Source organism: Psychrobacter immobilis (assembly GCF_904846285.1).
GTDB classification, from domain to species: Bacteria; Pseudomonadota; Gammaproteobacteria; order Pseudomonadales; family Moraxellaceae; genus Psychrobacter; species Psychrobacter immobilis_D.
This window is the reverse complement of the sequence record NZ_CAJHAD010000003.1, coordinates 70,573-96,425: the sequence shown is the minus strand read 5'-3', so window position 1 is coordinate 96,425 and position 25,853 is coordinate 70,573. Positions and strand designations below refer to the sequence as shown.

Genomic DNA, 25,853 nt, shown 5'->3' with positions numbered 1-25,853 from the left:
GCAATGACTTACGGCAGCTGTTAGCTATTGATCACTATTTATTCTTAATACATGTGCTCATGGTCGGTTTTGCCCTTAAAGGTATAATAAGCAAAAGCGGTATAACTCAAGATGATTGGCAGCATAATACCAGCACCGATGAGCATAAAGGATAGCGAAGTATCCGCCGCCGCCGCTTCATAGATCGTCATTTGATACGGTACGATGTACGGGAATATAGCAAAACAAACCCCGATATAACCCATCAAAAATAATGCCACAGTCAATAAGAACGGGCGATATTCACGTTCGCCAGTCAAATCCTTACGCATCAAGAAGAATAACAGCACAACGATAATTGGCATCGGTGCAAGATACAGTAGACCTGGGAAGCTAAACCAGCCTTCAAGCGCTTTTATATCTGAGAAGTACATAAACATCGTGACGCCGAGCATCGCCACTACTAAAGCACTTAGCATCCAACCAGAGACTTTACGTGCCCATACTTGCAGGGTATGTTCTGTCTTAATAATCAACCACGTCGAACCGAGTAGCGCATAGCCAATGATGAGCGCGATACCACAAGCGATAGAGAACGGCGTGAACCAATCAAAAGCACCACCAGTATATAGGCGATTGCTTGCCTCTAATCCTTGGACTAAAGCACCGAGCATGATTCCTTGGAAGAAAGTGGCAACGACAGAGCCGATAAAAAAGAAATAGTCCCATACATAACGGTGTGAAGTCGCTTTAAAGCGAAATTCAAACGCCACGCCGCGCATAATGAGACCGAACAGCATAAAGGTCACTGGCAGATAGAGCCCAGTCATAATGATGCCATAAGCCACGGGAAAGGCGGCAAACAAGCCACCACCGCCCAACACTAACCAGGTTTCATTACCGTCCCAAAAAGGGGCGATAGAATTCATCATGCGGCTACGGTTTTTATCGGAGCCCGCAAACGGGAATAGAATACCGCAGCCCAAATCAAAGCCATCAAGCAAGACATAAATAAAGACAGATAGAGCAATTAAGCCGCCCCAGATGAGGGGTAAATCTAATACATCACCAAAGTTAAACATTAGCGTAACCCTCCATCATCGACGTCATCGGCAGGTTTATCCAAATCTTCTACTTTCTCACTGGCGTTACTATCACCACTTAACGTGCGACCTTGACCTTCAGTGATAGAATGCTCATAGAAGTTATCATCAGCAGGATTTTCGTACGGCTGTGGACCTTTGGCAATCAAGCGTAGGATATAAAAGCTACCTGCGCCAAACACAAAGACATATAGGACAATAAAGCCAATCAGCGTCGTAGCAACTTGTTGAGCCGCAACCGGAGACATACTTTCAGCAGTGCGAATGACACCATAAACAGTCCATGGCTGGCGTCCAGTTTCAGTCACGAACCAACCAGCAAGTAGCGCAATAAAGCCCATTGGTGTCATAAACATCCACGCCCGATGGAACCATTTGCTGTCACCATCGAATTGTTGTTTTTTAAAGTATTTATAGAGACTAAATAGACCGACAAATACCATTAATGTACCGATAGCAACCATAATGCGGAATGACCAAAAGACTATAGGAACGTAGGGCCGATCTTCTGGCGCCCAGTTTTTAAGTCCTTTAACTTCGCCGTCTAATGAGTGGGTTAAAATTAAGCCCGAGACATAAGGGATTTTAATTTCATAGTGGTTTTTTTCTGCTTTTTGATCGGGAATACCGAATAACACAAGCGGTGCACCGCGCTCATTTTCCCACAGACCTTCCATCGCCGCGACTTTAGCGGGTTGATGTTCTAACGTATTTAGACCATGCATATCACCAATAAATATTTGTGCTGGCGCAACGAAGATGGCCATGACCATTGCCATACCGAGCATGACACGACCATGCTTACGATGTTCAACATGTTTTTTGGATTGCAAATAATACGCACCGATACCACCGATAACAAAAGCTGTCGTCAAGAAAGCTGCGGTCATCATGTGCGCATAACGGTAAGGGAATGAGGGGTTAAAAATGATTTCTAACCAATTGGTCGGATAGAGCAAACCATCGGCGCCAACCATAAAGCCTTGAGGCGTCTGCATAAAGCTGTTAGCAGCCAAAATCCAAAAACCCGATATTAGCGTGCCGATAGCGACAATCGCTGTCGCGGCAAGGTGCATGCGTTTGCTCACGCGACCCCAACCAAATAACATAATTCCTAGAAAGGAAGCTTCCAAGAAAAACGCAGTCAATACTTCGTAGGCAAGCAAAGGGCCTAGAACATTACCAGCTTTATCAGAGAATACTGCCCAGTTGGTACCGAATTGGTAGGACATCACCACGCCCGATACCACACCCATTCCAAACACCACGGCAAATATTTTTACCCAGTGTTTATAAACTTCTGCATAAATAGGCTCGCCGGTCTTTAACCAGCGAAACTCTAAAACAGTTAGAAAGCTGGCAAGACCGATGGAAAAAGCTGGAAAGACAATATGCCATGAGATAACAAAAGCAAATTGAATTCGCGCGAGCATCAGCGCATCAAGCTGACTGATCATAAATGTAGCGAACATAAACGGTTACCCTTATCTGTTAGCTGAATAGCGCTAGCTTCCATGATACGCTGAAGTAACTATCCGTAGTGGTCCATCAATCAGGACGATACGGACAATGGCTAAGTGTTATTTAGCATTATTGTCGTTTAGATAACATTTTAACTAAGATAGTTTGATCGCTTAAGATAGTTCGATCGTTACCCTTTAGTTAGATTAAACAGTTTATATCCTTATAAACTATAAATTATCTATCCTATGACAGTGTTAATAATATTTACTGTTCAAGTATTATGCGCCTGACCATGCGTACACGCAAGTTAGGTGAGCTTCTTAATACACACCTATTAGTCATAATTTATTAACAATATTATTTAATGTAATTTCAATTAATAGCCATTGTTTAAGTAAGGTTATTAATAGACACATAAGAGTAATCTAAAAAAACATTTTTTAATAATAGTTGTTTGGTACGTATTATAAAAACATTACTTACAAAAAATATTTGGACTAATTTTTTAACTGCTGATGCAAAATACGACGGAGGGTCAAAATAGTTTGCGGATTTTCTTGAATACTATGACCACCATTAATCACGGTCTCTGATGCTGCTCCTTCAAGGTGAGCACTGGTATAGGGCACGATACCGTCCGAAAGCTGCTCGGTTAATGCTTGCCCAATCTGACCGTCGACCGTCACTGCGGCGACAAGCGGCTGACCTGGCAACTCATCGCTATCCGTTAAGAGCTCATTGGTATTATTGGCACTATTACCATCGATAGCGTCATCTGAAAGCCCGTCTTCCTTTGCTATTTCTTCTGATAAATCGAGCTTTACTCCGGCGGGTTGCATTTCTGCCAAACCTTTGGTGATATCGGGGTCGTTATTGGCGATGATTGAATGATAGGTGATGCGCTCATTGATACTGATGTCTTTGGTCAATTGAATAAAGGAGGATTTATCACTTAATTGACTGGCACCATTTTGTAAATATAACGCGCCGAGTGGGTTTTGGGCTAAGTCGCCTTGAATTGCAAGCGTTGCCAAGTTATCGGTGACCGTCTTGACCAAACCGACGGGCAAGTAAACGATGCGGCGTAACGCACGGGTAAACCAACGGTCGGCATAATCGGTGCCGCGAAAAGGTGACGATAAAAACACCGCGGTATCGACTTGCGGTAAGGTTTTTAGCTCGAAACGCTCGCGTAGTTGCTGTTGGCCAAATGATTCTTTTACCGCGTCACGTATTTGGCGCTTCTCATTCATTGACAATACGTTCTGGTCATCCAGTCTGTCTAAATCATCGACCAAGTTTTCATCAGAAAGCATCATACGCGCAATGATACCGCCCATACTATGGCTGATAATAACGCTGTTTTTACTGGCAATATTTTGCCCTGTCGGATCTGTTTGCTCATAAGTCGCATTGATGAGCTTTTGGATTTGATAGCGGTTTTCTAAGATAGGCAAGTTGGTTGGATAAAAAATTTGCCAGACTTGATAATTATTGCGCAACTTATCATCGTTAAAAATATCGTTGGTCAAATTGACCCAGGTTGCTGGGCTAGAAGCCAAGCCATGCAGCATAATGATGACACGCTTATCTGGGTCATAAGGCTCTAACATATATAGTTTTGGTAAGCTGGCTTCTTTTTGGCGGGTAATTAAATTTAGGTAACCAACGCCGTCGAGCTGGTTTTCTGCCAGCCATAAGCCATATCCTGCCGAGAAGTTGGCGGCAAGCGGATAGTCATCGCCTAAGATATTGGCGCTCTCACTGCGGTAAGGATTATATAAATGGATATCGAGCTGCTTGCTGGTCAAGGTATCGAGCACGCTATCACCAGCAGGCTTAATCAAGCCGGTCATCAGTAAATGTCCAGTCGGATAAATGCGCGTACTGGCATCATCACTGTCTAAGCTGTCCTTTGCTAAACCATCCTTTACTAAATCAGCCTTTACTAAGCTATCCTTTGATTTTTCTTCTATAGTACGATTACGGGCTTTTTGAGGGCTGGCTTCTTGACTGAGCCTGCCTGATAGCGAGGAGACCAATAATTGGCGAATGGTAGTGGTATAACGGTCATCTAATGAGGCGACTAAACTAATCCCCAAACCTGGGCGTTTACTGATGGAGTTTAGACCAGATAGGCGCAGCTCGTAGGTTGAGACCAAATCTGTTAAGGCAGCGGTTTGTTGATTGGCATTTTTGAGATAGTTGTTTTCGTTGGGCAAATATACATTGAGATTATAGTTATCTATTTGCATTTTCATGACTTTGATTTGGTCGGTGGGTTTACCGCTTATCGGTGTACTATTAGCAATCGCTGCTTGCTCGCTGCTATCACGAGTACTCGCCAACGTTGGTAAATATTCTACCTTGGTATCACCCATCATTTTACCGCTGCCGTCAGCCGACTGATAAAGCTGGGTAATCACATCGTTGCTGGCCGCGTTATAGATATCTTGGGTTTGGATATCCATCTCACTTGGGATACGACTTTGCGCCTGTGAGCGAGATTTTTCTTTATCCGCGCCTTCAAAGTCATGTTCTAAACTGTCATAAAATAAGTAAGTGTAACTGGATTTAATAGCATCAAATAAACGCCCTTGATAACCAACTAAGCAGCTATCGGTTCTTTTCTGCTGCGCTGTGGCATCATCGTCACTTAAAGGCGCGTTGGCATAATAAGGGTCAAGTGGCGGGCGCGCAAGAGCATTACGGCAGTCTTTAGATTCGCCAAGCTGGCGCGCTTTGGCGTAGTGTAATTCAGCAAAAGCCGCCAATGCTGGACGGTAGTGCTCATTCAGCATACTGTCCGTCAGCTGCGTTAAGCACAGATCAAACTGTTGCATACAAGCTTGCTGATTAAGCCCTGCTGACAACAAAGTCGAGGCGGTATCGCTACTGAGTTTTTTATCGGTGACGATATTACCGCGCTGAGCAGCAATGGTTTTTGCTGATGCCTGTTTATTGACAGAAACAGTACTACAGGCAGGCAATATCGCCATTGCTGCGACCACTGCCAATAGAGCAATAGGTCTTTTATTTTTATGGCTTGGTGCCGCGATATTATTGGCAGGGTCAGCAAAAATCATAGGTAATTCCAATGAATAATAGTCAGGAATGCACAACAAAGACAGGATAAATGACACATTTATCTGTCCATAGAAGTGTAGCGCAACTTTTGTTAGGAGACTATTGTATTTAATTAAGAAGATATTTAATTGAGGAGATATTTAATCAAGGAACTTCTAATTAACAGGCTCTCAATTAATAAGCTATAGAAATAAAAAGTTTTAGGAATAAAAGATTATAGGCTAATGAGTGAAAATTGCTAGTTTAGTGAGAGGCTGATGATAAATGAGTGAGTCATTAATATAAGATTGGCGTTTGTATTAGGCATAAAAAAGCGCGCTTAAATTATTGCTAGCAATAATTCAGCACGCTTTTTGGTCTTTATCTTAGTTATGCGGTAAATGTAGAAATTATTAATCTTAAATACCTAGTAGCTAACTAGGTACTTGGTTTGATATTGACGTCTTGTGCAGGGATATCCCAAATATAGAATTTACCGTCTTCGACAAGTTTGATTTGTTGACGAATCATCGCATTATTAGGCGTTTTCTGCTCTAAACGGCGCAAGCGTTCTAGGGCTTTGTCGCGGCGATCACTCAGTACGTCCGATTGCGCTAAGCTTTGCTCGGCTTCGGTATAGCCGAGGTTGACTGCTTGATCAAGGTACTTTTGACCCTCTTTAAAGCCGCCACCTTCTGAGAGCATCATGCCGTAGATGAAATTGGCTTCACCGCTATCAGGCTTCAGTTTGATCGCACGATCGACATACTGTCCGCCGCGTACCGTATATTCTGAGCCTAAGTCTAAGTTACGTCCCATGCCATTCAGTTTAGCAGCACGAATCAATACATCAAATGAAGCATTTGGTGCTTTGGCATACGGTTCAATCCACTCGGTCATGACTTTGATTTTTTCACGGGCGTTATGACGTTGGGTGCGGGTAGGAAAGTTTGGCGGATAATGGCGCGCATTTGGCGACACCTCTTTAATAAACTCATCAAGTAAGCTAACGTCCAGTTTATCGGTGCCAAGTCCTTGTTGCTGCGATATTAGCACGGTCGGTACAAAGCTGATATCTGAGATATTCACTTGCGGTGCTGGGATATTTGGCAGCTGACCGCTACGTAAATCAATACCCGTTGCGGTCATTGGACCACGCTCATAAACACGCGTCGTGCCAGTCAACTCTGACGTATCCGGCGTCGGTACGGCTGGTGGCTGGGCAATGTTTGTAGTATTCAAAGGCGCACGGTTTGGTTGAGTATTACCCGCTTGAGAAAACGTAGGTTGGGCCATATTATTTGGTTGAATGGCATTCTGCTGAGCGTTATTTACAGTCCCATTCTCAACTCCAGCATTTGCTTGCGCGTCAGGTTGAGCAGTGCTGATAGCTGTATTTGGTTTGGCTAAGCGAATCACCCGTTTACTGGAATCGATTGCGCTAGGCACTGATGTGCTAGTAGAGGCTGCAGCGGTAACAGCTTCTTCAGCTGCATTCACAGGCGCCGATAGCATCATGGCACAGGCCGCGGCTAATGCGGTTAGGGTTGCAAATTTCGGCGCTTTGCTAGATGTATTTGGTTGGCTGATGGCTTTCATAAAAATAGTTACCTTATTTATTTAATAATCATTTTGTTTATTGAATCGTTATCTAATAATCCATTAATTGCTCGTTATGTCTTATTTTTGCGCAAAATCGTACAAATTTTTAATACCCTAGCAAATTAACTGGAGTGCTAACAGTAGTAGGATTGTTAAAAGTAGGTAATACCTCGCTATCGCTAGTCGTTATGACAGAGACTTAGTCCAATATAATAGGGGCTATTATAGACGATAAACGCTTATAAGTGATAAGCAGTGGCTTTCATGCGATTGGCCATCCAGCTCATGGTATAACGTACCGGCGGTGACAAAGCAGCGCCGCCATTGGCCAGCGCCAATTCGCGATGGTGTAATTCTTCAATATCCATTTGCGCCAGTATTTCTCTTGAGCGTTTATCTTGTGGTGGTAATTGTCCAATATGATCTTGCAAATGCTCACTGACCTGCGCTTCAGTTTCTGCGACAAAGCCCAAACTAAACTCATTAGAGATAGCACCTGCTACCGCCCCAAGCCCAAATGACATGCCATACCATAATGGCGTGAAAATACTAGGATGACTGCCAAGCTCATCCAAACGTACCTCGCACCACACCAGATGATCGACCTCTTCTTCAGCGGACTGTTGCATGGCTTGCTTAACGTTGTCATCTTTTGCCGCAAACGCTTGCCCGTGATACAGCCCTTGCGCGCATACTTCGCCAGTATGGTTGATACGCATTAGGCCTGCGACATGCCGCGCCTCGGTGATACTCAGCTCAGGAATCTCGTCGCTACTCACGGGCAGCGGGCGAGTGCTAGGATTTGAATGCGGTACGACCGCTCGCAATGCCTTGTCCACTCCCAGTAATAAATGGTCAATTTTTGATAAGGGACGCTGCGCCATGGTTCACTCCTGGTGGCTATGTATATGATAAATATGCTTTATTATTAATGGGTTTTAAGCCAGTTGAAATTCTCTTAAAGTAGCAAGTTTACACGAGTAGTAAGCACTGTTTACTAGCAGTTTGCTGATGAGTCTTACTATAACAAACAACTATAGCAGACAACATAGACGGTCAGCAGCAAAATTATCAGCTTGATGATGCACTTATAGCAGCATCTAGCAGTGTTGCTAATTTAGATGACTTGTTTAGATGACTTGTTTAGATGACTTGAATATCTAATCGTGTCGATTATGTTCATCATCATGGGTTTGAATGACTGCATGCTTGATATGTTTATTAAGCTTGAGATATAAAAACACCCCAAAAACCAGATTCAATATGCCCGTTACTAAGAACAGTTGCGGTAGGGTCATACCTAACGTATTTAACACCACAATCGAAAAAATCGCCGAGCTGACCATAAAGATGGCATTAAAGATATTATTGGCACCGACGATGCGCGCACGATGGCTTTTTGGCGCATAAGCCTGCATAGAAGCATATAAAGGCACGATATATAAACCGCCGCTAAAACCTAAAAAGAATAAGTCGGCAAACACACGCCAGCTACCGCTCATACCCCATAAGTCGCTAATACCGAGTAACGCTTCTGTATTAACGTTGATATTGAGTCCTGATAAAGAAAAATATAAATCAATCGCAAAGATGCTGAGACCAGCGATACCAAACGGCAATAAGCGTAGGCTGACTTGGTTTTTGGTCAATGATTTACAAAGCAGAGAACCAATCGAGACGCCGACTGAAAACAGCGTTAATAGAAAAATAACCACTGACTCGTCGCCATGTAAAATGACTTTGCTGAACTCTGGGGTTTGGGTCAAAAACGTCGCGCCGTAAAACCAAAACCAGCTATTACCAAGGATGACAAAGAATAAAAAAGGCAGCGAGTATAAATAGCGCACTGTCGCCATGCTAGTAGTAAAGATGTTCCAATTAATCTTCAGGTCAGGCTGCATTGCTGGCATGGTTGGAATAAAACGAGATGCAAAATAGCCTATTGCCGCGACGATTAGTACGGTCACACTGATCCAAAATAGCGGCTGCGTTATCTGGGTCAATACCCCAGCGATAATCATACCAAGCAGGATGGCAAGCGAGGTACCCATTTGAAACAGACCATTGGCACCGACCAGCTCATCTTCTTTCATCGCTTGTGGCAAATACGCATACTTAATCGGACCAAAAAACGTCGATTGGGCACCCATTAAAAACAGCGCCACAAATAATAGTGCATACCATTCAAAGACAAAGCCGATGGCGGCAATAACCATGATGGATATTTCAAGCAACTTAATCAATCGCGTCAGTTTTGATTTTTCAAATTTATCGGCGATTTGACCTGCCAATGCCGAAAATAAAAAGTACGGCAAAATAAACAACATTGCCGCTAAGTTGTTTAAAATACTGACTTCCATACCCAACTGGCTGGCAGCGGTATAAGTCAGCACCAGTATCAGCGCTTGCTTAAAGATATTGTCATTGAACGCGCCCAAAAACTGGGTAAAAAACATGGCGCTAAAACGGCGGCGCTTAAATAATTGAAACTGATTGGCCATGAAAATTCCTACAGATGGGTCGCAACTAGTATGGTGAGAACAAGGTAAAACGCAGTCATTGATATATAAACAATTGTTAGTAGTATCAAAAACTTATCGAAATATGGCATAGGTTTTATCAATGTTAAGCCGTATAATAGCAAGGCTTTGCTAAAAATACATGCGCCCGATGCTATGATTTGATAATTAACTAAGTTATGATTTGTAAATTTTAGCCGCCCAAACCAATAATTTCAGTTAACTGCTCTACTTTTATTCACCGGTAAGACTCGTCAAATTGTGCCGCGTGAGGTGATAGGAAATAAATATGAAACATCAGCCTTCAACTCTAGCGCACAACTCATCGGTTATGTTGCGTGATACATCGGCAGACATGTCAAAGGGCACAGCTAAACTTGCTCATCTTAGTTACGTTAATCACATCAATCGTATCGATAGTCCGCGCGTTTATTTTACGCGTACGGCGATTTTTAGGGCGTTGACCACCAGTTTGGTTGGTTTTGGCGTGAGTGTCTGTATGGCGCCTGTCGCTTTTGCTGCTACCGATTTAAATAATAATGCGGTCAATAGCTCGAGCAGCAGTCAAGTCATCGGAAATAGCGAAGGTGATACGACCACTGCACAGCAGCAACTACAATCGCAGCCAACAACGCCAAAACCGCCTTCTAATTCTTCGACTCAGTCCTCATCTAAACGAGCACTTTCTAAAGATACCTATGAAGATAGGCAGCTTGATATCGCTTTGGATGCCTTACGTCTAAAAAAAGCTGTTGAAGAAGGTATTATCGATCAATCGGTATTGGATGATTATAGCGAGCAGAACTTAGGTATTAAAAATCCTAACAAAAACGCCACCACGCAAGCAAATAACACCGATAAATCCCAGTTATCAAATAATGATATCGATAGTGTTAGTGACTTCGCTAATAACATTGGTAATGGCTTGGATAATCTAGGTAACAACCAAGCATTTGATAGCAATGAAAACTTAGAACAGCAAGTCAATAGCGTGCAGCAACAAGGCTATCAGATGATGACGCCTGACGAGATTGATCGCGAGCTGGCGGCAATGGACAGGCAAAACGCCCAAGATATTGACAGCATTAATCAGAGTAAGGGTGTTAATAATATCAATGGCATGCGTCATAACGACAGCGACTTTCAAGCATTTGATGAAGCGTTTGATGCACCTGTAGCAAGGTTAGACGATAGCACGCCGCCGATTGGGCTGGACGTGGGATTGGATGCCACCAATCTACCAGCGCCAAGCAATCTTGATACCTTAGGTAGAAATGAGACGGCTGCGAAACAGGCAGAGACTGACGATGTAATGTCGCGTCCTATTAACGTCAGTGATTTGGTTAGTAGTGATGGCAATAGTAGTATCAGTACCAACAACGCCAGTGCCAGTGTAGAAACGGATAGCGATTATGTAGAAGATGCCCAGTCAGGTAATGCTCAGTCAGGCAGCATCAATCCTGATGATTATTTACCGAATTACGAAAACGATATTAACGCGGTAAAAGAAAGTATCGAGCAAGCGGCAAAACCTAAAACTATGGCGCGCAATAAGAAAGGCAATATCGTTAAGCGTCTTTATAATCGTTTATTTAATGGCGGTGTGATAACGCTACCGCACGTCGAAACCACGGTTTATCTGCAACAAGCGGCGGCGGATAACTTAAGCGACAATACTGAAAACAATGGTACAAAAAATAATGCGCCAAACAACGCCAGAAACCTTAAGCCAACATTAACCAAAGCCGATGATGATATTCAACCCTTTAAGAATATCAAAGCTGCGATGGATGAGACTACAGTGCAGTCTGTAGTCGATTTTACCGCCGCACTACCGCGTCTACGCCAAAGCGCATTAGATGCTGCTAAAGCAGTTGGTTACTATGATGTGACCCTACGTTTGCGCCAAACCAATAGCGATACTATCGATGTCATTATTGAGAAGTTGGGCGAACCAGTACGCGTTGATAGCCGTATTGTTGATATTCGCGGCGAAGGTAGCGAGCAAGAAGAATTTGCCACGCTTAAAAAAGACTTGCCGCCACAAGAGGGTGATATCTTTAATCACCGAGTTTATAAAGACAGTAAAGCGGCGCTTGAGTCACTTAGTGATACCTATGGTTACTTTGATCAATATTGGCTAAATAAATCGGTTGATATCATCTTGCCGGACAATACCGCCGATGTATCACTGGTCTACAATACTGGTGAACGTTATGAATTTGATGAAGTGGTGTTTTTTACTTATGATCAAGAATCACGTACGCTGACGCGTGACCCGGAAAAACTGCCGGTAGAATTGTCATTATTACATCAGCTAGTAGGCTTTAAAGAAGGCGATCCGTTTTATCGTCCGGCGGTGACCAAATTTAGTAATGATTTATCAGCGACCCGTTACTTTAATACCGTCAACGTCGAGTCGATTTTGCCACCAGATGAACGCAGTGAAAGCAGTACTTTAGCCTTTGATAATTCACCTAATAGCAATAGTACTGATAATACCGATGATGGCGCCGACATAAATAATATGGGGCAAAATGGCGATGGCATGACTCAAGCTGATGGCGAGCGCTACGCCACTAGTGGCGATAGTGTCAATCCAGCTGACATTGCTGCGATTGAGTTTGAGGCTGATGAAGAAACGCTGGCTAAACTGCAAGCTATTAAACAAAAAGCCGAACGTCTAAGCCGTTTGCCCAATGATCGGGTATTGGACGAAAAAGACCAAGAAGCCAATAGCATTTTGGGTAAAATCAGTGACTCTATTAGTAACATTGCGCAGAAAATTTTCCCTGATGAGAAAAGCATTCTTGCTGATGAAAACTTTGTACCGCCAACGCTTGCTGGACGTAAAACGCCGCAAGACGTATTAGAAAATAAAAAAGTGCCATTGTATGTCTTTGTGTCTGCGAACAAACCGCGTGATGCTCAAGTCGGTCTGGGTTATGGCACCGACACGGGTGTACGTGCAACCGCCAAGATAGATTATAATCTGCTCAATCGTAAAGGCTATCAAGCAGGCGCAGAAACCGAAGTATCACGTATCACCAAGAACGTCGCCCTTTACGCCAGCCGACCATGGAAGCATCCTTTGAATGATAAGTTGGATGCGCGTTTGACTTATGAAGAAGAGGTCATCGACCAAGGCGAAGGTAATTTTGATTTATCTACCAGAACCTTAAAAGCCGCATTGGCACGTAATATCCGCCGTGAAAACGGCTGGGATCGTAGTTACTCTGTGCGCTACCGTTTAGATGAGCTAGAGACCGGCGTGGATGAGGATGAGTTAGACAATCTTCCGGTACGCTTTACTTCCTCTAAACCTACCCAGCAAGCCTTGTTATTTGGTTACGGCATGAGTAAGACAGACGTTGATAATCCCGCCAATCCTACGCGTGGGTTCCGCCAGTATTATTCGCTTGAAGCAGGTTCAGAAAGCGCCCTGAGTGATACCGATTTGGCGATACTACGCGCGGGTGTCAGCGGTATTTATAGTTTTGGTGCTGATAATAAACACCAAGTGCTGGGTAGTTTAAATACCGGTTATATTTGGGCCGATGACTTTTATGAAGTGCCTTATAAACTACGCTTCTTTGCTGGCGGCGATCAAAGTATCCGCGGTTATGATTACGAGAGCCTATCACCGATTGATAAAGGCTATCTGACCGGTGGGCAAATCCTTGCCGTTGGTAGTGCCGAATATAACTATGAGTTTAAACCGGGTTTCCGCGGGGCATTTTTCACTGATGTCGGTAATGCTTATGATAAAGACTTTGAGACAGATACCAAAGTTGGCGTGGGCGTGGGTATCCGCTGGGCGTCGCCGGTCGGCGTGGTGCGTGTCGATGTGGCTGCGGGTGTGACAGAAGACAGCATTCCGGTTAGACTGCATCTGTTTATCGGCTCGCCTTTATAAGCAGCAAAACAGTCCTAACTGTAGTATTAAGTACAGTCCTATAGTATTAAGCACAGTCCTATTTTTTATCCTAGCGCATGCTGGTAATCATTCTTTAACGTAGCTGAGTGTCATGTCGACTAAAAATACCCTGCCAAACAAGCCCTCGGATGAAGATCCAGCACAACGTGACGCCCGCGCCGTAAGACGTTGGTATCCTCTGTCTTTTTTGCTCAAATTGATGGTGCTTATTGTTATCGTATTGGCGATTATGTTCGCCATTTTTCTATATGCGGTTGGCACCGAATCAGGCACCAAGTTCGTTTTAGAAAAAATCAGCGCCGAGACGGGTATTAAATTCAAATATGGTCGTGGCAATCTGCGCGATGGTATTTGGGTCACTGATATCGATATCAAGGCAAACGAAGACCTTGAGATATTGGTCGATAAGGCTTATGTCAAAATTGGCTGGCGCGCGGTATTTGCCAAAGAAGTGCACCTGCGCGATGCCGATATCCAAACCATTGAGATTATCAATAACAAACCGCCAACGGGTGAGCCGTTCGATTATCGGACCCTCAGTTTGCCGGTCAATTTGCGTTTTGATCAAGCAAAAGTAAAAACCATTATTTATAAACAAGTTACCAAAGACCCTATCATTGTGCATGATATCGAAGCGCGTGATTTGACCTGGGTTGGTAGTGTCGTGACGGTCGGTCGCGGTAAATTACAATATGCTGATATCGTTAAGGTTAGTGCTCTAAAAGGATATGCGGATTTACAAGGTGATTATCCTTTAGATTTGAGCGCCATAGCTGAAGTAAGCGCACTAGGCAAGGCTTATATTGATCCATTAGATATCACTGCAACCGGTACGCTTAAACGCACCGTTGGTAAAGTGCGTAGCCGCTATAATGACAGCGATGTCAGTGGCGATTTTGTAGTGCAGGGTTTGGATAAGGATTCACCATTTCAGGCGAAGCTTAAATGGGACGATGTTCTTATCCCGTATGCCGACAGCCAAAATATCCACCTCAAAAGTGGCATGGCGACGGCATCGGGTGTTATCTCAGAGATACGTCTACGTATCAATACCGAATTGACCGCCAAAGATATCCCCTCTGGGCATTATCAAGGTCGCGCTATCATTGCCAATAGCCAACTGCGCATTGATCGCTTGGATGCGCAGGTGCCAGCCGGCAACTTGATGCTACAAGGTATTTTAGACTGGAAGGGTAGCTTTGATGCAAGAGTGCGCGCAACTGGCAGTAATTTTGATGTTCGTCGCGTGATTCCTAAAGAGTACACGGATTTTAAAGCGTATGCGCCGCAAAAACTCAATGGTCGCTTATCTGTACATTATCAGCATAAAAATAAGACTGGCAATCTAGAGATGGATGCAGATTTGCGTCAGCGTGATGGCGAACACATTAATGCCAATATTATTCAGGGTAAACCCTTAGCTCGTGGTAGAACATCAGCCAAATCTAAACAAGTAACGCCTTGGTATATCGATGCTAAATGGCAAAATATTGTGCGTCGTAATGTGCCTAATATCGGTAATATTGACAGCCCAAGCGGGCAAGCAAATATCATCATGCGCGGTTCAAACTTATCAGTCGATGGCAAAGCGGTGATTAATGAGCTAAATGTCGCACCTAAAGGCAACTACGATGTGCGTGTGCGTAAAGCGGGTGATGTCATCGATATCAACCGCCTTAATTATAAAGGCATAGTAGGCGATTTATCTGGTACTGGACAGATTCAACTGGCGAGCAAAAAACGCCCGCTAACGTGGCAGATTGATGCGCGTACCACAGGCTTACTACCCAAAAAATATCGTAGTGATCTACCACTTGAGCGCCTAACGGGACGTATCAATGCACGCGGGCGCATGCTCAATATCAGTAAAAACCGCGTCAAAGGTCAGCGTCATATCATCAGTTTTAATAATACCGATCTGCAAGTAAACCTTGATGCTAGCCAAGATAGCCGCGCTATCGGTATCACGGGTAGCGGTGATGCCAACGTCGATATTATCGGCGGTGAGCTATCTGTTTTTGATGCTCGTTTTGATGGTCACATTGATACTGCCGACGTGCCAAAAGGCAGCTTATCGATTGATGCCGCTGGGACGCCAAAGCTGATTCGTATCCGTAAACTTAACTATAATGGTGAAGCCGGCGCAGTAAAGGCAAACGGTGTTATTGATTTACGTCAAAATATCGGTTGGACGGTCGATGGCCGGTTTGATAAATTTAATCTTGGCTATTTCTTACCAAATAACGCCGCCATTATCACTGGTGATTTAAAAACCAGCGGCGTGTGGCAAACGCCGCCAAAAAACAATCCTAATGCAAATGGTAAGATTAAAAACTTTGCGGTAAAATTTGATGGTGTATTAGACGCTGAGCAATTGCCAGCTGGTAAACTTACCATCGATGCCAGTGGTGACGCCCAACTGATTCGTATCAAGCGTTTCCGCCATGTCGGCGCGGCAGGCAGCATAGATGCTAATGGTACGGTCGATGTGCGTAAAGGGATTGCTTGGGATATCAAGGCGGTGATGAATCGCTTTAACTTGGGTTATTTCTTTAAAGACATCCCAAGTACCATCACTGGCAGCATCGATACCGATGGGCGCTGGAGCGACAATCAGCAAATCATTAATATTAAACAAATTAACCTAAGTGGGATGTTAAAAGGCCAGCCGCTCAGTGCTAAAGGCAGTCTAGCGGCGAAAATGCGTCTACCAAAAGATTTAGGCAGTTATTTTAAACGCTTACAAGCACAAGATGCACAGGGGCAATATAAACAAGTCAATGCGCTAATCGATAGCTTAAATGCCAATAATTTAGTGCTACGTTGGGGCGATAACTACCTCACAGCCAATGGCAATGCTAAGCAGCTACAAGCTAAAATTAATATCACTAGCCTCGACCAGCTCTCAGATAAGCTTGCCGGCAAAGTGACGGGCGGCGCGACCTTATCGCAGCCGGCAGGACAAGCGCTGCCCACGATTTATATCGACTTGGTTGGTGAGCGTCTAGCGCTACCGGGCTTTATTTTGCGTCAAGGGCGTATCCGCGGTAAGCTGGTCAATTTGGCCAATAGCCCAAGTCAGCTTATTATTAGCGCAGAAGGTTTGGATGCGGCAGGTCAGAGCTTCAAAAAGGTCAATGCGACTTTTAATGGCACTGAGCAGGCGCATGTGGTCAATCTTGAGGTGGCGAATGATGAGCTTGATATCTCAGCTAGGCTCAAAGGTGGCTTTAATCGCGATAAGCTAAGTTGGTCAGGGGTGATTGGTAAAGGTCGAGTCAAATCGAAATATGCGACATTAAATCAACTACAACCTGCGCAATTGATTGTGAATCTACCCAAAAAACAAGGTAATAATTCTACTGACTTAAAAGTGCAGCTTGCCGCTCACTGTTGGCAAGCAAGCGACCAAACGGGCAAGCTGTGTTTACGTGAGAATCTAATTGCTTCACCCGCCGCGGGTCAAGTCAATTTAGCCGTACAAAATTTGGATACGTCGCTATTCTCAGTCTTTTTACCCAAAGATATTGATTGGCAAGCGAAAATTAATGGCAAAGCCATCGTCGGTTGGCAACGTGGTCGTCCGCCGACGATTAATACCACGCTGTACTCTGACAACGGCAAAATCGGCTTGATTCAAGATGGCGACAGTCAGCCGGTTACCTTGCCTTATAAGCGCGTGTCCGTTATTGCTTTGTCGGTCCCTGAAGGCATCAAGCTGCGCACGGACATCAATACTGGTCGCGGTGCGCGCGGCTATGCTGAGGTTATCGTTGACCCTTATAAAACGCCAAAACCTATCTCGGGTGCGCTGGTGCTCAATGAGCTTAATTTGGCGATATTTAAGCCTTTCTTCCCCGGTATGCGAGTGCTCGAAGGCAATATCACCATGGCAGGTGGCTTGGGTGGTACGCTCGATAAGCCGCAGTTTTATGGCGATGTGAAATTGGCTGACGGCCGTATTGCGATGCTTGATTTGCCTATTAACTTAAGAAAAGTTAATGTCGATGGCAAAATTCGTGGAACGCAGGCAACTATCAATGGCACCTTTAATAGTGGTGCCGGTACAGGTAAATTGACCGGTACGGTGAATTGGCAACAAAAGCTACAAGCCAAGCTAAGTATTATTGGTGAGCGTTTGGTATTAACCCAGCCGCCATTATTGTTAGCTGAGATTAATCCTGATATCGATATTATCGTGCGTCCGGGTGACCGTTATGTCAATATCACTGGGGCGGTCAGTGTGCCGTCTGCAACCATTCGTCCACCAGAAGCCAGTGAAGACATCATTACCCAAACCGAAGATGCGGTCGTCCTTGATCGTCGTTTGATTGGTAATATTGATGAGGTTTTGGCTATCTCAAAACCTTGGTCAATCAATGCCGACATCGGTATCGACTTGGGCGATGATATTAATTTCCGTGGCTTTGGCGCCGTAATTCCTTTAGCAGGGGCGATTAATGTCACACAAAATGGCACGGGCATTATGCGCGCCAAAGGTGTGGTGCAGGTTTCTCGTCGTACCAATATCAATGCCTTTGGTCAGAGTCTAGAGCTCAATTATGGTCAAGTGCGCTTTAATGGCGATGTGATGAAACCTAATCTGAGTATCGAGGCGGTTAAAACCATTAGTGGTAAAACAGTCGGCGTCCGCGTAAAAGGCAATACAGAAAATCCAAATATTATCGTCTTTAATAATGCTGGTCTTACCCAGCAGCAAGCGATGAATGCCTTGATAACCGGTCGGATTAATAATAAGAGCGCCACCCAAATCAGTGAGCAAGGCTTTAAATCGCAGGTGACCAATAACCTTGCGGCCGCAGGCTTAAGCTTTGGGCTTAGTGGTACACGCAATCTCACCAATCAGATAGGTCAAGCGTTTGGCTTCCAAAGCCTGACCGTTGACGCTTCAGGCAGTAGTGAGGACACCAACGTCAATGTCACCGGTTATGTCACCCCTGATTTATATATCCGCTATGGTGTCGGTGTGTTTAATGCCCAAAATAGCCTATCTATCCGTTATCAGCTGACACGCCGGATTTATGTAGAAGCAACCTCGGCGGCGGAGAATGCAGTCGATGTGGTCTATAGTTGGCAGTTCTAAAGTTCTAATCGTCTAGCTGTCCGTTTGTAAGTCGATAGTTAGCGGTTAATTCAATCCAGTAAAAAACGCCTTTTGATAAAGGCGTTTTTTTATGCGATGAGCAGTCTATCTATTTGGTCAAAATTAAGCGGTTGTTACGCGTTAAGCGTAAGCGGTATTCTTCGCCTTCATGCTCGATACGCACCTCTTTAGTCAGTGCAAATAAATGCTGTGACTGTAGCGTAGGTAAGCGGTTTTCGCGGCAGTTTAAATAACGAGAGATGACCATGCTCATGATAAATTCCTTTTGATAAAATAATTGAACCAAATATAGTGATATAAAGTAAGTTATTAACGATAATAATTATCATTTACATTGAGAGCTTTTGCAAGCTATTTGATAAAATAAATGACAGTTATTATGTAAACTTATATAAAGCCTCATTTATAAAGGCTATAAATACTCTAAAAGCTATCAATCAGGATAATAAAATAGCGATAAAGGCATCCATAAATATTTTGATAAAGGGCACTAAGATGGCAATTCAAATAACAACCTCGATAGAACACTCATCGCATAAAAACGGGATAAGCAACGCAAATGCAATAACTGTCGTCAATGTTGCAGTGGCAGTCATTTATCATGACAACCAGTATTTGCTAGGGTTTAGAGACGCTTCACAACATCAAGGTAACCGTTATGAGTTCGTAGGAGGCAAGATAGATGGCCACGAAACGGCTAAGCAAGCGCTGATACGCGAAGTTGCCGAAGAGACGGGCATTGATATCGCTAATAATAGTGCTGTAAAGCTTGGGCGCCTGCATCATGACTATGGTGATAAGCAGGTTTGCTTGCAGGTCTATAAGGTAGCGCTGAGCGTGCAGCAGTATGAACAGTATAAACACCGTCATAAAGGTTTAGAGGGTCAGGTGCTAACTTGGGTAGATAAATCGAAGTTACTGGCAGGAGATTACCATCTGCCTGCCGCCAATAAAACCATTCTTGAATGGTTGCGCTTACCACAACAGATAGTAATTACCTATCCATTGGCACACTTCGATGACGCGGCTGATCCAGCAGCGGCATGGTTACAGTATCATGCGGTGCATTTAGCGCATGACGCATGGGTTTATGTCCGACCAAAAGCCATGGACTTGTATAAGAATATAGAGCAGTTATTAAGCTTGCGTCCAGATATTCATGCGATTGTACCTACTGAATTTGAAAGCAACGCAGCGCATAAGCAAGCCATAAAAATAAACCGCCAGATTGTAGCAAAGCATTTAACCCAAACGCAGCTTATGCAGTGGTTAAGTTATGCCGATAACGATGTTCATCAGAGTAACAATGCATCGTACTACGGCATATTTTCAGACCATTTATTAAGCTATCCAGTGATTGTAAGTTGTCATGATGCTGAGAGTATTAATGCCGCTAATAAGTTGGCGCATGTACGTTTAGAGCAGCAATTACCCCCCATCATCGGTATTTTCCTGTCACCTGTTTTAGCAACCCAAACTCATCCTGAGACTAAGCAACTTGGCTGGCAGGCATGGTCAGAATTAGCAAAATTAGCAGATATGCCAGTGATAGGTTTGGGCGGTTTATCACCAGTAATGAGCATACAAGCGGAGCAGTATGGCGGTTTTGCTGTTGCTGGAATCAGGCAGTTTTTCGAGTAATACATCGAATGGCTTTTACACTATTGTTTTGATCATTCTTATCATGGTTGATTAACTGAAACGCCTTTTAGGTAAAGGGTTAGAGCAGGGGGTAAGACAGCTTAAATGAGTAGTCTAGAGGATTACAAAACACTGATTTCAATACTGTTTTAACAATCAGTAACTATGTGTTCGTTCTATCAGATAAATGTAGAATTACTTACAAACCGTTGCGTTTCCCTACATTGCGACACTGTTCTCATGGCGTCTTTGCCATTAATATGAACTGTCAAATTATCAAAGGCGCTGAATCAGTTTGTTATATATCTATTTGGCAGCTATTTTCCAATATAGGCTGCTAAAAACAGCTTCTTATTGTCATGTACTTATGACATTTAGGCAGTGCCTCTTAGAATTTATAGCGTATACGGCTATAACTTTATTTAGTTTTCAGTCTTTGCTTTTTTATATTTAAAGTGATTATTGATAATGATTTGATACTTTTCTAATAAAGAATTTTTAACTATCCTTATTAATAAATGGTACTCCTATGAAAACCAATAAGTTACCTAAATCAGCATGGTCTGATTCTCAGGCAGCTGGTTCTCAATCGCAGCAGACTAGCCAGCCAAGTCAGCCCCATCTTACAAAGAACTATCTTAAGAAAGGCCAGATTAATAAAGGTCATCTAAAGACAGATAAGCCGTCAGAGGCTGGTAACGCCAGTAATGACGCTAGCTATCATTATGACCACTATGACAGTGCTAACGACGAACACTCCAACCATTTGGTGACAGATACGTCAGCATATGATAGCTATTTTGGCTACAAAAGCGTTAAAAAAAGCCTTCCTGAGGCAACAGAGTCTGCAATGATTAAGAATAGCAATCATAAAGCTAGCAGCATTATTGGTATTGAAACTAGCAATATGAAAAGCAAGCCGAGCACGAGTAAGGTTGCTAGACACAATAAAAATAATCAGAGTGCTGAAAGCTCGCAAGACTCACAAAGTCCACGGATTAATCATGGATATAAAAAAGCCCATAGCTATCAAAAAGTGACAAAAACGACTGATATTAATATTGATGAAAATCTAAAGGTAGATACACAATCATCAAAGCTGCACTCTGTTGAAGATGATATGGTAGAGGGACAGGCGGATGCTATAGGTACAGAAGATAGCCCGACTAGAAAGGATAAAACCAAAACCAGTGACTCTAAAACAAAAAACCATCTTTCTGCTGACACTGCCGATGCAGCTGTAACAGAGATACCGGAGCGCATATTTATGAATGGACTTATCAAGCACACAGGTATTGCCTTAGCGATTATTATCCCTTTGGCGGCGTTCTCAGCGTATGCGGCGACGCCCCCCGTCACTACTGTGGCTAAAGCTAATGTGACCGCTAATGCAACGACGGATAAAACCAGCACAAAGACATTATCCATCAAGCCGAGTGCTATCATTCATAAGTCTGCAAGTGTACCAACTACAGTTGATAGCGTTGATCTTAAAAAGTACGCGGGCACGTGGTATGAGATAGGTCGTTTGCCAATGTATTTCCAGCGCAATTGCGCCAGTGATGTGACCGCGAATTATGTTGAAAAAACAGACGGTTCAGGCATCAAAGTGATTAACCAGTGTAAAGCGCAAGACGGTTCAGATATCGTAGCTGAAGGCTTAGCCAAACCAGCTGATGCGACGGGCAGCAAATTAAAAGTTACTTTCTTACCCTCTTGGGTTCGTTGGTTACCTGTCGGTCGCGCGGATTATTGGGTACTGGCACGTGATGCAGATTACAAAACCGCACTGGTTGGTACACCGGATAAAGACTATTTATGGTTGCTAGCGCGTTCGCCAAATGTGAGTCAAGAAACCTATGCCAAATACCGCCAGATTGCCCAACAACAGGGCTATGATTTAAAAGAGTTCAAACTTACGCCGCAGACCAATCAGACAGTGAAATTGGTGCCATAAAATATCTATTAGTTATGAAGGCCAATTATCGATTATTAATAGTTAGTTATTAGTATTTCGTTATTAATAGTCTGTTACTGACAGCTACTTAAACATTTTATATTCATCAGATTTCTACAGCGTTTTTGGCTCATCAAAAATGGGACAGCAAGTTTAGCTGTCTTTATTTTTAACGAGCAGGCTATATTTTAATAATCTGCTTCATAAACGCGGCGAATTCGGTTACCACTAGCAAAATAAGGCATTTTAGGCTAAAATCTCTCTTATCTAAAGACTACGCTGATAAAAACGGTGACCATAACCATCGAAGCAACAGTCGAGCGTTATCGTTTTAGAATCATTAGCTAAACTAATGATGACCTATCTATTTATATTTCTTCATACTTTACTGATTACCTAATTACTGACCATAAGGATGTTTCTCGTGAGCAACGCTGATACCTTACGCCAATTACATCAAGATCACTTGAGCAATTATAACCAACAAGAGCAACAAGCCATTGAGTTGATGGGGCTATTGAATAAGCTTTATAACGAGCAAGATGTGCAAGTGACTTTGTTTGGCGATACGCTAGATACGACTTCTGTAGGTCAAATATTGGCATTGCATCAAAAAGTGGCGCTACGTGAGCAAGGTGCTAAAGCTATCGATATCGCTGATACGTTAGCGATGGTTAAAGCGCTTGCAGAGAACAAAGATATCCAAGCGGCGCGTATCGATGTCGGTCAGCTGATGGCTAATGACAGTGATTTACAAGCGGCTTTACAGTCTATTGGTACTGATAAAGGCGCTAGCAATGGCGCAACTGATGTCGTGCTATATGGTTTCGGTCGTATCGGTCGTATCTTAACGCGCCTATTGTTGTCACAAGCATCAAGCGCCAAGGGTATGCAGTTAAAAGCTATTGTGGTACGTCCTGCAGCAGCGGGCGATCTGGCGAAGCGTGCCTCATTGCTTGAACGTGATTCGATTCATGGTAGCTTCGCTGGTGGCGTGGTTGTCGATAACGAAAACAACGGTTTGATTATCAACGGTCGCTTTGTGCAAGTGATTTATGCCAAAGACCCAAGCGAGATTGATTATACTGCTTATGGTATTAACGATGCATTGGTCATTGATAATACGGGCATCTGGAAAGATGAAGCCGGTCTTGGTAAGCATCTGCAGTCTACTGGTGTTAAAAAAGTATTGCTAACCGCACCTGCGGGCGGCGATATTAAGAACGTCGTCTATGGCGTGAATAACGACACGGTTGGCGATGATACTATCGTCAGTGCGGCGAGCTGTACAACCAACGCCATTACCCCAACACTAAAAGTATTAAATGACGAATATGGTATCGAAAACGGTCACGTTGAAACCATTCATTCGTTTACCAATGATCAGAATTTAATCGATAACTATCATAAAGCCGATCGCCGTGGCCGTAGTGCGGTATTGAATATGGTTATCACCAGTACTGGCGCGGCAAAGGCGGTTGGTAAAGCACTGCCAGAGCTTAGCGGCAAATTAACGGGTAATGCTATTCGCGTGCCAACGCCAAACGTCAGCTTAGCGATTTTGAACTTGAATCTTAAAACTGCGCCAGCTAGTGCTGATGCGTTAAATGAGTTCATGCGTAAAGTTTCTAATAGCAGTCAGTGGCAGACGCAGATTGCTTATACAGATTCTACCGAAGCGGTCTCGACGGATTTCGTCGGTGATACGCACGTCGGTATTGTCGATGCCCAAGCAACGATTTTGACTGATAACCATGCTATCGTTTATATTTGGTATGATAACGAAGTAGGCTATAGCACGCAGGTATTACGTTTGGCAACGCAAATGGCTGGTATCAGCTATACGCAAATCCCCGCGTAAAACATTGCACATCTACTATTTTAGCTGCTTCTGCTTAGACGAAACAGCGATACGAAAGTAAGCTTTATCTTAGATAAATCGGTGTAAATAGTTAAAGGCGGTACTTAAACACCCGATAGTCCGAATGGTTATCGGGTGTTGTTGTCATAATAAATGCTAACTAAGAATGACATTGCATTCTAACTGGCGTACTTTTTTAAAGAATTTTTTATACTTATTAAGTTTTTCATAACTACCCAAACATATAGCTACTACCTAAAATACGGTCGTTGACTGTAACCAGTTTATAAACTGGATGGTAAATAAAGGAACGTAAGATGCGATTTATTGATGAAGCCGTCGTAACGGTAAAAGCAGGTGACGGTGGTAACGGAATCGCCAGTTTTCGCCGAGAAAAGTATGTCCCTCGCGGTGGCCCTGATGGCGGCGATGGCGGTAAGGGTGGAGATGTCTATGTCATTGCAGAGGACAACACCAACACTCTAGTTGACTATCGTTATACGCGTCGTTATGACGCCATGCGTGGTGAAAATGGTCATAGTAAGAACTGTGCCGGTAAAGGGTCTGATGACATTTATTTGCCAGTCCCAATTGGTACGACTGTGGTCGATACTGAAACTGACGAAGTGTTAGGTGATTTGATTGAGCTTGGTCAGACTTTACTGATTGCCAAAGGTGGCGATGGTGGTTTGGGTAATACCCATTTTAAAAGCTCGACCAACCAAGCACCGCGTAAAGCGACGTCTGGTTTTGAAGGTGAGTTAAAAGTTCTTAAGTTTGAGCTAAAAGTTGTGGCTGATGTGGGTTTAATTGGTTTGCCTAATGCTGGTAAATCGACCTTTATCCGCCAAGTCTCTGCCGCTAGACCAAAAGTGGCCGATTATCCATTTACCACGTTAGTACCAAATTTAGGCGTGGTAGATATCGGTCGTCATCGCTCATTTGTCATGGCCGACATTCCAGGTTTAATCGAAGGCGCTTCAGAAGGGGCAGGACTTGGCATTCGCTTTTTAAAGCATGTCGCTCGTACGCGTCGTCTGTTACACTTGGTTGATGTAAAACCAATCGATGGCAGTGACCCAGTAGAAAACGCCCGTATTATTTTAAATGAGCTTGAGCGTTTTTCACCTGAATTGGCCAATTTGCCACAGATTTTAATCTTGAATAAAATCGATCAGGTTGCTGAAGAAGACTTAAATGAGCTTTGTACGCATATTGTGGCTGAGCTTGGTTGGACAGGTATTGTATTCCGTACCGCGACATTGACTGGCGAAGGCGTCGATGCCGTTAAATACCATTTAATGAATGAGATTGAGCGTGAGCGTGAGCGTGAAATCGAAGATCCTATTTTTGCTGAAGCACAAAAAGAGCGTTTTGAGCGCTTAGAAGCAGAAGTACGTCTGAATACCGAAGCACAGCGTGAAGCCTATCGTGCGGCTCGCAAAGCTGCGCGTGAAGGCATTGACTTAAACGACGACGATGATCTAGATGATGATGGCGTTGAAGTGATGTACGTGCCTTAAGCGTACTTCCTTTAACTTCACAAGCTTTAAGTTCACGAGTTTTGACTTTAGGTGATTTAAGTTTACGTTCTTTAAA

Annotated in this window: 13 protein-coding genes; 6 read left to right on the top strand and 7 right to left on the bottom strand. The window is 43.6% G+C overall.

All coding sequences use genetic code 11. The features are described 5' to 3' along the window. Window positions 1-44: 44 nt before the first annotated feature. The 6 genes from cydB to JMX13_RS03370 form a co-directional block, all read right to left on the bottom strand. Window positions 45-1,061, bottom strand: a complete 1,017-nt coding sequence (gene cydB, locus JMX13_RS03395) for a cytochrome d ubiquinol oxidase subunit II (RefSeq protein ID WP_201609552.1) — start codon at window positions 1,059-1,061, stop codon at window positions 45-47. Beyond that, window positions 1,061-2,554 (bottom strand): cytochrome ubiquinol oxidase subunit I, encoded by a 1,494-nt coding sequence (locus tag JMX13_RS03390; protein ID WP_201609551.1) that lies wholly within the window; start codon window positions 2,552-2,554, stop codon window positions 1,061-1,063. The genes cydB and JMX13_RS03390 overlap by 1 nt, the downstream gene beginning before the upstream one ends. A gap of 489 nt (window positions 2,555-3,043) precedes the next feature. Continuing rightward, window positions 3,044-5,632 carry an esterase/lipase family protein gene (locus tag JMX13_RS03385; protein WP_201609550.1) on the bottom strand — a complete coding sequence of 863 codons (2,589 nt, stop codon included), beginning with the start codon at window positions 5,630-5,632 and terminating at the stop codon, window positions 3,044-3,046. Window positions 5,633-6,050: 418 nt separating this feature from the next. Next, window positions 6,051-7,211, bottom strand: a complete 1,161-nt coding sequence (locus JMX13_RS03380) for a tetratricopeptide repeat protein (protein ID WP_201609549.1) — start codon at window positions 7,209-7,211, stop codon at window positions 6,051-6,053. 242 nt (window positions 7,212-7,453) lie between these two features. Beyond that, window positions 7,454-8,098 (bottom strand): 2-polyprenyl-3-methyl-6-methoxy-1,4-benzoquinone monooxygenase, encoded by a 645-nt coding sequence (coq7, locus tag JMX13_RS03375; protein WP_201609548.1) that lies wholly within the window; start codon window positions 8,096-8,098, stop codon window positions 7,454-7,456. A 276-nt stretch (window positions 8,099-8,374) separates the two neighbouring features. Next, window positions 8,375-9,715: an MFS transporter gene (locus tag JMX13_RS03370; RefSeq protein ID WP_201609547.1), complete on the bottom strand. Its 1,341-nt coding sequence runs from the start codon at window positions 9,713-9,715 to the stop codon at window positions 8,375-8,377. Window positions 9,716-10,022: 307 nt separating this feature from the next. Here JMX13_RS03370 and JMX13_RS03365 point away from each other — a divergent pair, with 307 nt between their 5' ends. Next, the gene (locus JMX13_RS03365) at window positions 10,023-13,649 is read left to right on the top strand and encodes an autotransporter assembly complex protein TamA (protein ID WP_201609546.1); all 3,627 of its coding nucleotides are present in this window, start codon (window positions 10,023-10,025) and stop codon (window positions 13,647-13,649) included. A 112-nt stretch (window positions 13,650-13,761) separates the two neighbouring features. Beyond that, entirely contained in the window at window positions 13,762-18,774 is a 5,013-nt protein-coding gene (locus JMX13_RS03360; RefSeq protein ID WP_201609545.1) for a translocation/assembly module TamB domain-containing protein, read from the top strand. Between the two features lie 109 nt (window positions 18,775-18,883). On the opposite strand, the gene hemP is transcribed toward JMX13_RS03360, so the two are convergent. Then, window positions 18,884-19,042 (bottom strand): hemin uptake protein HemP, encoded by a 159-nt coding sequence (gene hemP / locus JMX13_RS03355; protein WP_227672156.1) that lies wholly within the window; start codon window positions 19,040-19,042, stop codon window positions 18,884-18,886. 248 nt (window positions 19,043-19,290) lie between these two features. On the opposite strand from hemP, the gene JMX13_RS03350 reads away from it, so the two are divergent. The 4 genes from JMX13_RS03350 to cgtA all read left to right on the top strand — a co-directional run bounded on the left by JMX13_RS03350 (window position 19,291) and on the right by cgtA (window position 25,777). Further along, window positions 19,291-20,436, top strand: a complete 1,146-nt coding sequence (locus tag JMX13_RS03350; protein ID WP_201609544.1) for an NUDIX domain-containing protein — start codon at window positions 19,291-19,293, stop codon at window positions 20,434-20,436. A 529-nt stretch (window positions 20,437-20,965) separates the two neighbouring features. Then, the gene (locus tag JMX13_RS03345) at window positions 20,966-22,393 is read left to right on the top strand and encodes a lipocalin family protein (RefSeq protein WP_201609543.1); all 1,428 of its coding nucleotides are present in this window, start codon (window positions 20,966-20,968) and stop codon (window positions 22,391-22,393) included. A gap of 415 nt (window positions 22,394-22,808) precedes the next feature. Further along, a complete protein-coding gene (locus JMX13_RS03340; protein WP_201609542.1) occupies window positions 22,809-24,254 on the top strand; it encodes a glyceraldehyde-3-phosphate dehydrogenase in 1,446 nt (481 codons plus the stop codon). Between the two features lie 317 nt (window positions 24,255-24,571). After that, window positions 24,572-25,777: an Obg family GTPase CgtA gene (cgtA, locus tag JMX13_RS03335; RefSeq protein WP_201543383.1), complete on the top strand. Its 1,206-nt coding sequence runs from the start codon at window positions 24,572-24,574 to the stop codon at window positions 25,775-25,777. Window positions 25,778-25,853 lie beyond the last annotated feature (76 nt).

Excerpts from the sequence above, each read along its gene's own strand:
- cydB (WP_201609552.1), bottom strand. The coding sequence starts at position 1,061 with ATGTTTAACTTTGGTGATGTATTAGATTTACCCCTCATCTGGGGCGGC.
- JMX13_RS03390 (WP_201609551.1), bottom strand. The coding sequence starts at position 2,554 with ATGTTCGCTACATTTATGATCAGTCAGCTTGATGCGCTGATGCTCGCG.
- JMX13_RS03385 (WP_201609550.1), bottom strand. The coding sequence starts at position 5,632 with ATGATTTTTGCTGACCCTGCCAATAATATCGCGGCACCAAGCCATAAA.
- JMX13_RS03380 (WP_201609549.1), bottom strand. The coding sequence starts at position 7,211 with ATGAAAGCCATCAGCCAACCAAATACATCTAGCAAAGCGCCGAAATTT.
- coq7 (WP_201609548.1), bottom strand. The coding sequence starts at position 8,098 with ATGGCGCAGCGTCCCTTATCAAAAATTGACCATTTATTACTGGGAGTG.
- JMX13_RS03370 (WP_201609547.1), bottom strand. The coding sequence starts at position 9,715 with ATGGCCAATCAGTTTCAATTATTTAAGCGCCGCCGTTTTAGCGCCATG.
- JMX13_RS03365 (WP_201609546.1), top strand. The coding sequence starts at position 10,023 with ATGAAACATCAGCCTTCAACTCTAGCGCACAACTCATCGGTTATGTTG.
- JMX13_RS03360 (WP_201609545.1), top strand. The coding sequence starts at position 13,762 with ATGTCGACTAAAAATACCCTGCCAAACAAGCCCTCGGATGAAGATCCA.
- hemP (WP_227672156.1), bottom strand. The coding sequence starts at position 19,042 with ATGGTCATCTCTCGTTATTTAAACTGCCGCGAAAACCGCTTACCTACG.
- JMX13_RS03350 (WP_201609544.1), top strand. The coding sequence starts at position 19,291 with ATGGCAATTCAAATAACAACCTCGATAGAACACTCATCGCATAAAAAC.
- JMX13_RS03345 (WP_201609543.1), top strand. The coding sequence starts at position 20,966 with ATGAAAACCAATAAGTTACCTAAATCAGCATGGTCTGATTCTCAGGCA.
- JMX13_RS03340 (WP_201609542.1), top strand. The coding sequence starts at position 22,809 with ATGTTTCTCGTGAGCAACGCTGATACCTTACGCCAATTACATCAAGAT.
- cgtA (WP_201543383.1), top strand. The coding sequence starts at position 24,572 with ATGCGATTTATTGATGAAGCCGTCGTAACGGTAAAAGCAGGTGACGGT.